The sequence below is a fragment of the Psychrobacillus sp. NPDC058041 genome (genome assembly GCF_042885655.1).
GTDB lineage: Bacteria > Bacillota > Bacilli > Bacillales_A > Planococcaceae > Psychrobacillus.
The window spans coordinates 88,170-102,454 of record NZ_JBHVRO010000006.1; the positions used below are offsets into that span (position 1 = coordinate 88,170).

Genomic DNA, 14,285 nt, shown 5'->3' on the forward strand with positions numbered 1-14,285 from the left:
CTCTGAGATGCCTTTTCCTGTATTGTGGTCTTTCACCAACACCACTCGCTTTTGTTTACAGTACTTATTATTCTCTTCATCGCTTTATTATTTGTTGATATTGTAACATGAGCCTGTGTACATAGCAATAATAGGTTGAAAAGGCTTGAATATAACTAAAAAGCATCTCTATCATAAATTTCTTGTGTTTTGAAAAGAAGACGATAGACTATCCTACCCGACAAACAGTAACGAGGAAGTTAAATAGTCGACTTCTCCATGCACTAAATTCCTTTCTTCAAAGTAGAGTTGTCGAATTGAAGAACAAGTTGCACAGAAATGGCGAATTTGTGCTACAATAATTGGGTATTAAGTATAACACTTTGAGGCGGTGAGTCCGATCGAACTCAACAAACGGCAAAACGAGATTTTGGACATTGTAAAGGGAAACGGCCCCATTACAGGTGAACAAATTGCAGAACGACTTCATTTAACAAGGTCTACTTTAAGACCAGATCTTGCAATTTTAACGATGGCAGGCTTTCTAGATGCTCGTCCACGGGTTGGTTATTTCTATTCTGGGAAAAAAACCAGTCAAACTATTTCGGATAATATTGCACAGATGCTTGTAAAAGATTTTCAGTCCATACCTGTTGTTGTAGAGGAAGGTATGACAGTTTATGATGCAATATGCCATATGTTTTTAGAAGATGTAGGATCATTATTTGTAGTCGATAAAAAATCATTATTATCTGGTGTACTCTCTAGGAAGGATTTCTTACGAACAAGCATTGGAAATCAGGACCTAAATAAGATTCCGGTTCATATGATTATGACAAGAATGCCGAATATCACGTACTGTACGAAAGAAGATACACTTATAGATGCTGCAAATAAATTGATGACTCGACAAATTGACTCATTACCTGTAGTAAAGATGCTAAAAGATGGTTTAGAGGTAGTTGGAAGAATAACAAAGACGAATATCACACGTGCTTTCCTATCATTAGCCGATGATCATGATCTGTGAGGGGGAAAACTATGAAAATGCTTAATATATTTATCATCTCAGATTCTATTGGAGAAACTGGTGAACTAGTGGCCAAAGCGGCAATAAGTCAATTTAGACCTGGTCTACAACATACAAAATTGAAAAGATTTACACATATTGATTCACTCGACCATATTAAAGAAATTACAGAGCTAGCGAAAGAACAAGACGCTATTATACTGTATACACTAGTTCAAACTAATATGAGAGATGCATTAATACATTACTGTAAACAATATCAATTAGAATCTGTTGATCTAATCGGCCCGGTTATTAATTTACTTGGGAATAATCTAGGTGAAAGACCATTTGAGGAACCTGGATTAGTCCGTAAATTGGATGAGGACTATTTCAAGAAAATTGAAGCAATAGAATTTGCAGTGAAATATGATGATGGAAGAGATCCGAGGGGATTACTCCAAGCAGACATTGTTCTGGTTGGTGTCTCTAGAACATCCAAAACACCATTATCACAATATTTGGCGAACAAAAGGTATAAAGTCGCAAATGTACCACTTGTTCCAGAAGTTGAGCCACCGGAAGAGCTATTTCAAGTGGATCCTGCAAAATGCTTTGGACTTGTTATTACACCTGAAAAGCTTAATTCAATTAGAAAAGAGAGATTAATAGCAATTGGATTAAACGATGATGCTAGTTATGCTAAAATAGAACGGATAAATGATGAGATAAAACATTTTGAAAAAATTGTTAAGAAAATAGGCTGCAGAGTGATTGACGTGACAAATAGAGCTGTAGAAGAGACTGCGAATGTAGTTATAAATCACATCTTACAAAAATAATTTCATGAAAAAGAGCCGATTCACATTTGTGAAAAGGTTTTTTTGTATTGTGTATCGAATAAAGTAATAGATTAATAAAATGAAATGATTTATAATTATTATTTGTGGAAAAAAGAATATTTTATCTATGAAACTTTTTTTATGAATTATTTTGTCGATTCTTGCAGGAATTTTATTAAGTCTCTAGAATTTAATCAAATAGCAAGTAAAGATGGTGAAATAATGACCAATCGTATAGAAGAAGAACTTATCGAACAAGTTAGAAATAACAACGATATTGTTGATGTAGTTAGTGAATATGTTCAACTTACGAAAAGAGGGAGAAACTATTTTGGTTTATGCCCTTTTCATGGAGAACAAACACCATCGTTTTCAGTTACTCAAGAAAAACAAATTTTCCATTGTTTTGGTTGTGGTGCTGGTGGTAATGTTATTACCTTTTTAATGGATATCGAAAATCTTTCGTTTCATGATGCTGTAAGTAAGCTTGGAAGTCGAATAGGATTAACGATAGAAGAAAGTTCCTCAATGAGTTCAGAAGCAAAAACACCCATCTCAAAAGAAGTAACCATTATGAAAAAAGCACATGAATTTGCTTGCGAATATTTTCATCATTTACTTCTTCATACAGAAGAAGGGGAAAATGCATTAAATTACTTAGAGGAAAGAGGGTTTTCAAAAGAAATTATTGAAAAGTACAAAATTGGCTGGTCCCTTCCAAATTGGGATGCACTAACAACCTTATTAGAGCGTAAAGGTATGGATTTAAAGGAAATTGAGAAAACTGGGCTCATTATCCGAAAAGAAAATGAATTGAAGTATTTCGACCGTTTTAGAGGTAGAATAATGTTTCCTGTTTTTGATGAAAGTGGTCATGTTATTGCATTTTCGGGGAGAATCCTTATTAAATCCGAAAATGAAGCAAAATATTTAAATAGTCCAGAATCGCCAATTTTCCAAAAAAGCCAAGTACTTTATAATTTAGATAAAGCTCGATCAGACATTCGAAAGCAACGAAACGTAGTCGTTTTTGAAGGTTTCTTAGATGTAATAGCAGCCTCAAAAGCGGGTATAATTAATGGAGTTGCAACAATGGGTACTGCATTGACGTCTCATCATATATTAAAACTTAACAGACTAACATCTAATGTTACGCTTTGTTATGACGGAGATAAGGCTGGTATGGAAGCTGCTAAAAGGGCTGCTACATCACTTCAAGCTCAAAATATTCAAACGGAAGTAGCAATTATTCCCGATGCTATGGATCCAGATGATTATATTAAAAACTTTGGTGAAGACGCTTTTCGTACAAAAATTATTGAAAAGCCGCACTCCTATTTATCTTTTATGATGATTGTTTCTAAAAGAGACAAGAATTTTAATAATGAAAATGATACTTTGCAGTATATTCAAGAAATTTTGGAAATACTGAGTGAAAGGAATTCTTCGGTAGAGCGCGATTTATATATTCGTCAACTTTCACAGGAAACAAATGTTTCAGAAGAAGCAATCTATCAACATTTACGAAAACTTCAAGGAAAAAAAGCAACTCAATCTAAAAGTCAACCTACTTCCTCTCTCCAAATAAATACAGAGATGAGAAAAAAGAAGAGAACATTAACAGCTGATGAAAGAGCAGAAAGAATACTACTTTCCCATATGCTTCACAATGCTCGAGTAATTGATATAGCTCGAAATAATTCTGGGGAACAATGTTTTATAAGAGATGCTTATGAAGCAGCTTATGTTCGATTATCAGGATTTTATGAAGATTATCCAGAAGGAGATTTTCAACGCTTCTTAGAAGTAATAAATGATGCAGAACTAAAAAAAATAGTTATGGAAGCAGCGCTCTCAGAACGTGATCCAGATCATGAAACAGAGGAAGTCATGGACTGTTTGCGCCATATTAGAAAATACCGGGTTGAGCAACAAATTGAACAAAAGTTAAATGATGCAAAAGAAGCAGAGAAAATGAGCGATATGCTAAAAGCTCTACAACTTGCTCAAGAAGCAATACAGTTAAAAAAATCATTAGCAACTTTTGAGAAATAATCCGGTAGCAAAAGGAGGAATTCTTATGGCGGACAAGTCTGAACGTACAAAAGAAACTGAAGCAGAAATTACATTAGAAGAAGCAAAAAAACAATTAATCGAGTTAGGTAAAAAAAATGGTGAGTTGACTTACCATGATATTGCAGAAAAACTTGCACATTTTGAATTAGAGTCTGATCAGATTGAAGAATTCATCGATCATTTAGAAGGAAAAGAAATCGAACTTAGCCGAAAAGATGGGGATGAAGAGGATTTAGATCGTTTGATGAAAGGGAAAGAAGAAACTTTCGATTTAAATGATTTAAGTGTACCACCTGGTGTTAAAATAAACGATCCTGTACGAATGTACTTAAAAGAAATTGGACGCGTTGATTTATTAAAAGCATCGGAAGAAATTGCATTAGCTGAACGAATTGAAAAAGGTGATGAGGAAGCTAGAAAACGTCTAGCGGAAGCAAACCTTCGATTAGTTGTAAGTATTGCGAAGCGGTATGTAGGACGTGGTATGCTATTTTTAGATTTAATTCAAGAAGGTAATATGGGGCTTATTAAAGCTGTTGAAAAATTTGATCATCGTAAGGGATTCAAATTTAGTACGTATGCAACTTGGTGGATTAGACAAGCAATCACACGTGCTATTGCTGACCAAGCGAGAACAATTCGTATTCCAGTTCATATGGTTGAAACAATTAATAAGTTAATAAGAGTTCAACGTCAATTACTTCAAGATTTGGGCCGTGAGCCTTCTCCAGAAGAAATTGGGGAAGAAATGGATTTGCCTCCTGAAAAGGTAAGAGAAATTTTAAAAATCGCTCAAGAACCAGTTTCTCTTGAAACTCCAATCGGGGAAGAGGACGATTCGCATTTAGGTGACTTTATAGAAGATGCAGATGCACAATCTCCATCGGACCATGCTGCTTATGAACTTTTAAAAGAACAGTTAGAAGACGTTTTGGATACACTTACGGACCGTGAAGAAAATGTATTACGTTTACGTTTTGGTTTAGATGATGGTCGTACAAGAACATTAGAAGAAGTAGGGAAAGTGTTTGGTGTAACGAGAGAACGTATTCGTCAAATCGAAGCGAAAGCACTTCGTAAACTTCGCCATCCTTCTAGAAGTAAACGTCTAAAAGATTTCTTAGAATAAATATAAGGCTTCAAGATGTCTCAGACTGTAGGGAAACTCTAAATCGAGTTTTCCTACAGTCTTTTTTGTAACAGTAAGAGAAAATTAAAACGTTTTTCAAGTATTCTCTTCTTTCAATTGAGCTTGGGGACACTGAAAAAGTACACTTAATTCACTAATGTAGATGGCATTGTCTAATAAACAAGGAAATTATTTATATGCGACTCTTCTTGAAAGGACCGGGTGTCTTTTTGCCAGGTTTTTCTTATAATTGTATATTCTTAAATCCTTTGAATTCAATAAGATTCACTCTAGATTGAAGGATGACTTTTTTCTAATTCTCCAAAATGTTATAATATTGACAATTGCCACATGAAACGGGGACGAGTAATGTCACTTCAGCGTAAGCAAATAATAGTAAATGAAATAACTTTTTGGAAGCAAAATAAGCTTTTACCCGAACATTATTGTGATTTTTTAATAGCACTATATGCTCAAGGCGAAAGTACAGAATTAGAAGAGAAAGAAAGTTCTTCTAAAGCAATATTAGCGAAGGATAGGAAGAACAAAATCATCCTATACACTATACTTGGTGTAATTACATCAATACTAATATCCTTACTTATATTTATTACTTCATACGTGTTCCTTCCAATTATAGTTTCAGGTATAGCAATATTCACATTTTTATACATAGCTATTAAATTGGCAAAAAATAAATCCATTTTGTCCCCATTGATTATGGTGTGTTCTGCATTATTATTATTAGCGATTTCTTTTAAAGTTTGGGAAGCCTATTTTATAAGTTATCCATTGGTATTAATTTGTTTAATCATTGGAAACTGTTTAATTTGGCTATTTTCGGGACTACTCTTAAAGTTAGCTTATTTCAGTATTTCTGGTATTATCGGTTCAGCGTTTATATTATTTTATTTCTTTCGTTTTTACCTTTGAGATTATTATTCTTTTATTTTTATAAGTGTTCGCAGATCAATAAAATGTCTGTTGCTATGTTATATTTATAACTGTGATTTTACTAACTTTTTAGTATAATAAGAATGTAAGCGTTTTTTTATTTACAAAGGGGATGGAAGAATTGAATTTTGATTTAACACAAGAACAACAAATGATCCGTAAAATGATTCATGAATTTGCGGATGAGGTTGTAGCTCCAGGTGCAATTGAGCGCGACAAAACAAAAGAGTTTCCGAAAGAAATCTTCAAACAGTTAGCTGACATGGGGATGATGGGCCTTCCGTTTGCAGAAGAATATGGCGGAGCAGGTGCTGACACTGTCAGTTTTGCCATTGTGACAGAGGAATTGAGTCGAGCATGTGCTTCGACTGGTATTACTTACTCTGCGCATATTTCACTTGGTGGAGCACCACTTAATTTATTTGGAACAGAAGAGCAAAAACAAAAATATTTAGTTCCAATATGTACTGGGGAATCCTTCGGTGCTTTTGGATTAACAGAACCTAACGCAGGGTCCGATGCAGGTGGTACTCAAACAACTGCGAAAGCAGATGGAGAGGACTTTGTAATTAATGGTAATAAAGCATTTATAACAAATGCCAGCTATGCAAAACATTTGGCGTTAACAGCGATCACCGATGTAAAAGATGGGCAGAAAGAGATCTCTGCAATTATTGTACCAACTGATGCGGAAGGTTTTACAGTTATAGATAATTATGAAAAAATGGGATTAAATGCTTCGAATACAACAGAGTTGGTACTTGAAAATGTTCGCGTGCCACAAGAAAACTTACTTGGTAAAAGAGGAAATGGTTTTAGACAATTCTTAGTAACGCTTGATGGAGGCAGAATTGGTATAGGTGCTATGGCTGTAGGTATTGCTCAAGCAGCTTTTGATCGTGCACTTCAATATTCGAAAGAAAGAAAACAGTTTGGTAAAACACTATCTGAATTTCAAATAACTCAATTTAAATTGGCTGATATGGCGATGAAAATCGAACTTGCTCGAAACATGGTGTATAAAGCTGCTTGGTTAAAGGACCAAGGACGTGCGTTCGGTAAAGAGGCTTCCATGTGTAAATTATACGCATCGGAAATTGCAATGGAAGTTGCAGATCAGGCAGTTCAAATACATGGTGGTTATGGTTATATGAAAGAATATGAAGTAGAACGTTTTATGCGGGATGCTAAGCTTCTAGAAATAGGAGAAGGAACTTCTGAAGTACAGCGAATGGTTATTGCAAGACATATTGGATGTTAATCGAATTTATGTCTAAATTGTCACAATACAGGAAAACCCGTCTTTAGGACTTTTCGTTTTCACAAGAATGCAGTACAATATTAGTGTTGACTAATTCTATGTTAGAATGAATGTATCAAGAAGGAGGGTTAACTATGAAAAAGAATCCAATTATTCCATTTATCTTAATTATGGCATTTGGTATCGGACTAATTTTCTTCTTATCTATTGAAGGTGTGAATAACAAAGAAGAAATCGCTGCTAACGAAGCTGCTAAAAACGGTGGAGAAGAGGCTGCATCTACTGAGGAATTTGATCCTGCTACATTTGCACAAGGAAAATGTATCGCATGTCACGGTGGAAACTTTGAAGGACAAGGTGGAGCACCTTCACTAGTAGCGACTAAATTATCTGAGGATGAGATTAAAGGTGTTTTAACTAATGGTAGAGGTGGAATGCCAGCTGGATTAGTTCCTGCTGAAAACATCGATGCTATGGCAGCTTGGGTTAAATCTTTAGGTGAAAAATAATAATTGTAAAAAGACCTCTGATTCATAAAAAGAATCGAGGTCTTTTTTTATTTTTGCTATAATGTTTGATGAGGTGTATAAATTGAATGCAAAAAATTTGTCAGAACGTTTGAAACAGGTAGCGTCATTTGTAGAAGAAAATACGATACTCGCAGATATTGGTAGTGATCATGCCTATTTGCCTTGTTACTTAGTCCATACTGGAATAATAACTAAATCAATAGCTGGGGAAGTAGTAAAAGGGCCATATGAGTCTGCCCTCAAACATGTAAAAAGTGAAGGCTTAGAAGAACAAATAGATGTACGCTTTGGTAATGGGTTAGAAGTAATTTGTACGGAAGATAATATCCAAACGATAACTATTGCAGGTATGGGTGGTCCTTTAATTGCATCAATACTAGAAGCAGGAAAAGAGAAGCTTAAGACTGTAGAGATGTTAATTTTACAACCTAATATTCATGCTAAGGCAATTCGAGAGTGGGCAATAAATAATAACTGGAATATTATTGATGAAGCAATATTAGAAGAGCATAGTAAAATTTATGAAATTCTTGTTCTAAAAAAAGGGGATATGAACCTTACCAACCAAGAATTATTATTAGGACCTTATTTGATGAAGTATAAAACAGAAATTTTTATCAAAAAATGGACTAATGAAATAAAAGAGTGGCAACGAATAATCGAGCAATTAAACAAAATAGCTTTCACAACAGAAGTGCAACAAAAAAAAGCGGAACTAGAACAAAAAATTGCAATTGTGGAGGGAACGTTATAAAAGCATGAAGAAAACAAACGGTCAACAAATTATTTCCTTATTTGAACAATGGGCTCCTAAGGCACTAGCCGTAGAAGGTGATCCAATTGGCCTTCAAATAGGGACATTAAACAAACCGGTTTCCAAAGTACTTGTGACATTGGATGTAAATCAAAAAATAGTAGATGAAGCAATTGAACAACAATGTGAATTAATTATTGCCCACCATCCTCCGATATTTCGGAATTTAAAAAATATGCGAACAGATTTACCGCATGGAAGTTTAATCGAGAAATTAATCAAACATGATATTGCTGTGTATGCGGCCCATACAAATTTAGACATAGCTGAAGGTGGAGTTAACGATTTACTTGTAAATTGCCTTCAGTTAGAAAATGTGGAAATTTTAGAAAAAACAACAGCCGAGAATCTAATGAAATTAGCGGTTTTCACCCCAAAAGATTCCACTAATCGAGTTAGGAGTTCTTTAGCAAATGCAGGAGCAGGAAAAATAGGGGAGTATACGAACTGTAGTTTTACTTCCGAAGGGGAGGGTAGATTCAGACCTTCTGAAAATGCCACCCCTTATATTGGGGAAGCAAGTAAACTGACTATTGTAGATGAAGAAAAAGTTGAAGTTGTTTTTCCGGTGACGTTTAAAAATCGTATATTGAAGGCTTTATTTTCCGCTCATCCATATGAAGAGCCAGCATATGATTTGTTTAAGATGAATATAGAGGTAAATGAAAAAGGGCTTGGAAGAGTTGGAACATTAGCGAATTCAATTACTTTACATGAGTATGCTCAAATTGTTAAGAAGCAATTACAAGTGCCCTTTGTACGTGTTGTGGGGGATTTAGATAGAAAGGTTCAAAAGGTTGCGGTATTAGGAGGAGATGGCAATAAGTATATTCAGAGTGCTAAAAGAGCTGGTGCTGATGTATTTATTACTGGAGATTTATATTTCCATACCGCTCAAGATGCAGAAGCAATTAATCTAGCTGTCATTGATCCTGGTCACCATATAGAACAAATTATGAAAGTAGGGGTTGCAGATTATATGACTGCAGCATGTACAGAAAGCAAACTGTCAGTAGAATTTATCCCTTCAAAACTTTCAACTGAACCATTTCAACTTATTTAAAAAAAGAGATTAAAAAAAGAGAATCATACTCTTTAATATGTCGAAACATCGGCAACACCATTTTCTTAGGATTACAAAAGGTTGTCTTCGGTAACTTTTAAAAGAGTAGGAAAAGTATTTTTTCTTTAATTATCTAATCCAAACGCATCATGTCCTTACAAATTCTTAGCTTATTGGACAACCTTTTCTGTATTCCTAGTAGTAAAATTTAAAAACATACAAATTAAAAAAGCTGCTTCCGAGGAAGCAGCTTTTATTCGTTTATTGGGTAAGGCTCGATACGGATAACAGGTTTTGGTATTTTAATTTTTGGTAGTATTTTTTCTGGACTTACTTTTTTCGTTCTATCATGTGTAGATGGATCGTCTGGATTGAATTGTTCTAAAAACTGAATGACTTCTTTCACGATTGGAGTAGGAGTTGAAGCTCCAGCAGTAACCGCTACATGCTTTACATTTTCTAACCACTCAAGCTTGATCTCGGAGATGTCACCAACACGATAAGAAGGAGTACCCGCAATTTCCTCGGAAACTTGTGTTAATCTGTTAGAGTTATTACTCATTGGATCCCCTACTACAATTAAAAGATCAGCTTCTCCAGCTTGTTCTGCAACTGCTTCTTGTCTTACTTGAGTAGCAAGGCAGATTTCTTTATGAACTTCGATGTGAGGGAATTTATCTTCCAATTTTTTCATCATATGCACGACATCCCATTGAGACATCGTAGTTTGATTTGTAACAAGAAGCTTATTCGTGTCTAATTTTAATCTATCAATATCCTCTATAGTTTGAACAAGATGAACTTTATCAGGAGCTACTCCAATAGCTCCTTCTGGTTCTGGATGTCCCTTTTTCCCAATGTAAATAATGTCATAACCTTCAGCTGTTTTTTCTCTTATTAAGTCGTGCGTCACGGTAACGTCTGGGCAAGTTGCATCTATCGAAACTAGACCTCTTTTACGTGCAAGTTCTTTCACTTCAGGTGAAACGCCATGTGCAGTAAAAATTACAGTGCCTTTATCTACTTTTGAAAGGATATCTAAGCGATTTTCACCATCTAAAGTGATGATACCATCCTTTTCAAATGCATCCGTTACATGTTTATTATGAACAATCATTCCTAATATATAAATTGGTCTAGGAAGAGATGTATCTAAAGCTGCGTTACGTGCTATAACCATAGCATCTACAACCCCATAACAATATCCTCTTGGAGAAATTTTTTGTACAATCATTGTGAGAACTCCCTTCAATACGAGCATACTCCTATTATAGCTGAGCCCCAGAATGAATTCAAAACATTAAAATGGTGGTTGGAATATTCGAGGTAAGGATGCACCGGTTGAAACTGTGGTTGTAGCAGCTTTTGCGACTGATGGTGCACGTGCTACTGCAGCCGTAGCAGCCGTAGCAGCCGTAGCAGTGGCTGCACCAGTGGCAGCTGTTGCAGTTGTAGCAGCATTAGGTAGCGATTGAAAGCCCTTGTAGAGCTTCCATAGTGCAGGCATATTTTGGAACATAGGTGCGTATTGTCTAACCATCGGAGTAATCTGTTGTGCAGTATTTAAAAACTTATCTGCTGTTTGCAAATAGGAAGCTGCTTTACTTGTAGTAGCGGCTTGCTGAAAGCCTCCTTGACTTCCTGCACCACCGAAAAACCCGGCAGCACCTGGCCCACCACCTCCAGCACCTCCCTGTCCTCCTGGCCCTGGTACTCCATGCCCCCCAGCACCGCCGAACCCTTGGGCGCCTCCTGGTCCCCCAGAATTTCCCTGTTGAAAACCTCCAAATAGACGGCCTAAGAAATTGTTCGGTTGAGGACCTTGTGCATTAGGGGGGGGGCCAAACATATTTTGAAAAGGTGAAGGAGCGTTTGCGGATGGAGGTCTATTAAAATTAAAGAACTCATTCATCCTGTTTTGAGAAAACGGATAAAAAGACTCATAGCGCATTTTAATCATCTCCTTTCATCAAAGTGAGTCCTTCTATTCTATGCAAATTATACGTTTTATGTACAATCGTGGTACAATAAAGAAATGTGAGGGAGGGACTCAAATGTCCAAATATACAGATTATAACTTTCAGCCTTTTTTACAAAACGCAATCGAGAAATTAGGCTTTCAAGAACCAACGCCGATACAAAAGGAAATAATCCCGCTAGTTTTAAAGGGAAAAAGTGCTATTGGTCAGGCACATACTGGAACAGGAAAAACACATAGTTTTTTGATCCCAATTGTTGAAAAAATAGATGCTAGTAAACAAGAAGTACAAGCAATTATTACATCACCAACAAGAGAGCTTGCAACTCAAATTTTTAAAGAGTTGAATAAGCTAGTAGAAGGCACAGAAATACAAACTAAATTGTTTATTGGCGGTACAGACAAAGCTCGTTCCATCGAGAAATTGAAAACTCAACCACAAATTGTAGTCGGTACACCAGGACGAATTCGTGATCTAACAGTTGAACAAGCGTTACTTGTGCATACATCGAACATTCTAGTAGTGGATGAAGCAGATTTAGCATTTGATTTAGGGTTTATAACTGAAATTGATCAATTTGCATCTCGTATGCCTGAACAACTAGAGATGTATGTATTCTCTGCAACTATTCCTGAAAAGTTGCAACCATTTTTGAAGAAATACATGGATTCACCTGTCCATATAAAAATGGGAAGTAAACGCCCAGTAGCAGATGGAATAGATTTCATTGTTACACCAGTACGTAGTAAATCAAGAAAAAAACGTTTATTAGATGTTATTGAAGGTATTAATCCGTACTTAGCAATTATTTTTGCAAATACGAAGCAACATGCAGATGAAGTGGCTAATTATCTACAAGGAAATGGAATTAAAGTAGGGGTAGTACACGGAGATATCTCACCAAGAGACCGTAAACGCGTCATGAAGCAAATTCATGACTTAGAGTTCCAATATATTGTAGCTACTGATTTAGCAGCACGTGGAATTGATATTCCAGGTGTAAGTCATGTTATTAACTATGAAATTCCGGATGATTTAGAATTTTTTGTTCACCGTGTTGGAAGGACTGCACGTGCTGGATTAACGGGTACGGCCATTACATTGTACGAGCCATCAGATGAAGATGCATTGGTGCGTATTGAAAAAATGGGGATTCCTTTAGAACATAAGGATGTTGTAAAAGGGGAATGGACAGATTTAAAAGAAAGACATGCTCGGAAAAACCGTACAAAAAATGAAAATGAAATTGATGCAAAAGCGAAATCATTAGTGCGTAAGCCTAAAAAAGTAAAACCTGGCTATAAACGTAATATGAAATGGGAAATGGATAAAGTTAAGAAAAGAGAACGTCGGATTAAAAACCGTAAGAAATAGGGGGGATTTCATTGCTTTTAGGATCACATGTTTCAATGAGTGGAAAAGAAATGCTTCTTGCGTCAAGCAAAGAAGCAGCTTCATATGGTGCAAACACATTCATGATTTATACAGGTGCACCTCAAAACACTCGTAGAAAACCGATAGAAGAATTAAATATTGAGGCTGGCTTGCAACATATGAAAGAAAATGGAATAGCTAATATTGTTGTACATGCTCCATATATTATTAATTTAGGAAACACAACAAAACCAGAAACTTTTGCTCTAGGAGTAGATTTTCTACAAAAAGAAGTGGAGCGAACTGCCGCAATTGGTGCAACGCAAATTGTATTACATCCTGGTGCACATGTCGGTGCAGGAGCAGATGCAGGGATTTCGAAAATAGTAGAAGGCTTAAATGAAGTATTAACGCAAGATTATCCTGTACAAATTGCTCTAGAGACAATGGCTGGAAAAGGATCAGAATGCGGGCGCACTTTTGAAGAATTAAGACAAATTATAGATGGTGTTATTAAAAATGATCGATTATCAATTTGCTTAGATACTTGCCATATTCATGACGCTGGATATGATGTTGTGAATGATTTTGATGGTGTGTTAAATGAATTCGATAAAATCATTGGAATTGATCGTTTAAAAGTACTCCATATTAATGATAGTAAAAATATCCGTGGAGCGGCAAAAGACCGTCACGAAAATATTGGATTTGGTGAAATTGGGTTTGAGGCACTACAGTATATTGTGCATCACCCTCAATTAAAGCACATCCCGAAAATTTTAGAAACTCCATTTGTTGGAGTAGATGCGAAATCTAAGCAAGCACCGTATAAAGCGGAAATTGAAATGCTTCGATCGAAAACTTTTTCACCTGAAGCTATTGATTCTTTAAAAAACTAATGAAAGTACTCTCATTTTTCACGTAAAAATGAGGGTGCTTTTTCTTTGAATTGTTGAAATAAGTCAACCGCTCGTTGTTCACCTAAAATGTTTATTAATTTTTGTTGAATGTTCATTGGAACACCTAACAATAACCAACTTATAGAAATTTCTTGAAGAAGTGGGTATACTTCTTTGATCTCTTTATCTGATAACTTAATATCAAATGCTTTAATCATTTTTTTAAAATCTTTTATAGAACTTGTTTGTAATTCATGAATAAACCTCGAAATATCCAAACTATCATCCTCTCAAGATAAATTTATTTACACCTTCGTTATTTTCCTCTATACTTTAACTTTGTAAATCGTAATGATTATTGATTAGAATAGAGGAA

Annotated in this window: 14 protein-coding genes; 11 read left to right on the forward strand and 3 right to left on the reverse strand. The window is 35.5% G+C overall.

Annotated elements, in window-relative coordinates; translation table 11 throughout:
• Window positions 1-370: 370 nt before the first annotated feature.
• The 9 genes from ccpN to ACFVR1_RS11175 all read left to right on the forward strand — a co-directional run bounded on the left by ccpN (window position 371) and on the right by ACFVR1_RS11175 (window position 9,657).
• Complete coding sequence (ccpN, locus tag ACFVR1_RS11135; RefSeq protein ID WP_387584039.1) at window positions 371-1,009, forward strand: transcriptional regulator CcpN; 639 nt, start codon at window positions 371-373, stop codon at window positions 1,007-1,009.
• Window positions 1,010-1,020: 11 nt separating this feature from the next.
• Window positions 1,021-1,830 carry a pyruvate, water dikinase regulatory protein gene (locus tag ACFVR1_RS11140; RefSeq protein WP_387584041.1) on the forward strand — a complete coding sequence of 270 codons (810 nt, stop codon included), beginning with the start codon at window positions 1,021-1,023 and terminating at the stop codon, window positions 1,828-1,830.
• A gap of 222 nt (window positions 1,831-2,052) precedes the next feature.
• Window positions 2,053-3,885, forward strand: coding sequence for a DNA primase (gene dnaG / locus ACFVR1_RS11145; RefSeq protein ID WP_387584042.1), 1,833 nt, complete (start codon window positions 2,053-2,055; stop codon window positions 3,883-3,885).
• A gap of 25 nt (window positions 3,886-3,910) precedes the next feature.
• The gene (rpoD, locus tag ACFVR1_RS11150; RefSeq protein WP_387584043.1) at window positions 3,911-5,035 is read left to right on the forward strand and encodes an RNA polymerase sigma factor RpoD; all 1,125 of its coding nucleotides are present in this window, start codon (window positions 3,911-3,913) and stop codon (window positions 5,033-5,035) included.
• Between the two features lie 369 nt (window positions 5,036-5,404).
• Complete coding sequence (locus tag ACFVR1_RS11155) at window positions 5,405-5,968, forward strand: hypothetical protein (RefSeq protein ID WP_387584044.1); 564 nt, start codon at window positions 5,405-5,407, stop codon at window positions 5,966-5,968.
• A gap of 142 nt (window positions 5,969-6,110) precedes the next feature.
• Window positions 6,111-7,250: an acyl-CoA dehydrogenase family protein gene (locus tag ACFVR1_RS11160; protein WP_387584046.1), complete on the forward strand. Its 1,140-nt coding sequence runs from the start codon at window positions 6,111-6,113 to the stop codon at window positions 7,248-7,250.
• 134 nt (window positions 7,251-7,384) lie between these two features.
• The gene (cccA, locus tag ACFVR1_RS11165) at window positions 7,385-7,759 is read left to right on the forward strand and encodes a cytochrome c550 (RefSeq protein WP_387584047.1); all 375 of its coding nucleotides are present in this window, start codon (window positions 7,385-7,387) and stop codon (window positions 7,757-7,759) included.
• 82 nt (window positions 7,760-7,841) lie between these two features.
• Window positions 7,842-8,534, forward strand: coding sequence for a tRNA (adenine(22)-N(1))-methyltransferase (locus tag ACFVR1_RS11170; protein ID WP_387584048.1), 693 nt, complete (start codon window positions 7,842-7,844; stop codon window positions 8,532-8,534).
• Between the two features lie 4 nt (window positions 8,535-8,538).
• Window positions 8,539-9,657, forward strand: coding sequence for a Nif3-like dinuclear metal center hexameric protein (locus ACFVR1_RS11175; RefSeq protein WP_387584050.1), 1,119 nt, complete (start codon window positions 8,539-8,541; stop codon window positions 9,655-9,657).
• 253 nt (window positions 9,658-9,910) lie between these two features.
• Here ACFVR1_RS11175 and ACFVR1_RS11180 read toward each other — a convergent pair whose 3' ends face one another.
• Window positions 9,911-10,891: a 4-hydroxy-3-methylbut-2-enyl diphosphate reductase gene (locus ACFVR1_RS11180; RefSeq protein ID WP_387584052.1), complete on the reverse strand. Its 981-nt coding sequence runs from the start codon at window positions 10,889-10,891 to the stop codon at window positions 9,911-9,913.
• Window positions 10,892-10,957: 66 nt separating this feature from the next.
• Entirely contained in the window at window positions 10,958-11,608 is a 651-nt protein-coding gene (vrrA, locus tag ACFVR1_RS11185; RefSeq protein WP_387584054.1) for a VrrA/YqfQ family protein, read from the reverse strand.
• A 103-nt stretch (window positions 11,609-11,711) separates the two neighbouring features.
• Between vrrA and ACFVR1_RS11190 the strand changes: the two genes are divergently transcribed.
• Both ACFVR1_RS11190 and ACFVR1_RS11195 read left to right on the forward strand, forming a co-directional pair.
• Complete coding sequence (locus ACFVR1_RS11190) at window positions 11,712-13,010, forward strand: DEAD/DEAH box helicase (RefSeq protein WP_387584055.1); 1,299 nt, start codon at window positions 11,712-11,714, stop codon at window positions 13,008-13,010.
• 11 nt (window positions 13,011-13,021) lie between these two features.
• The gene (locus ACFVR1_RS11195) at window positions 13,022-13,909 is read left to right on the forward strand and encodes a deoxyribonuclease IV (RefSeq protein WP_387584057.1); all 888 of its coding nucleotides are present in this window, start codon (window positions 13,022-13,024) and stop codon (window positions 13,907-13,909) included.
• A gap of 11 nt (window positions 13,910-13,920) precedes the next feature.
• Here ACFVR1_RS11195 and ACFVR1_RS11200 read toward each other — a convergent pair whose 3' ends face one another.
• On the reverse strand, window positions 13,921-14,187 hold the full coding sequence (locus tag ACFVR1_RS11200) for a hypothetical protein (protein ID WP_387584058.1): 267 nt from the start codon (window positions 14,185-14,187) through the stop codon (window positions 13,921-13,923).
• Between the last annotated feature and the right edge of the window lie 98 nt (window positions 14,188-14,285).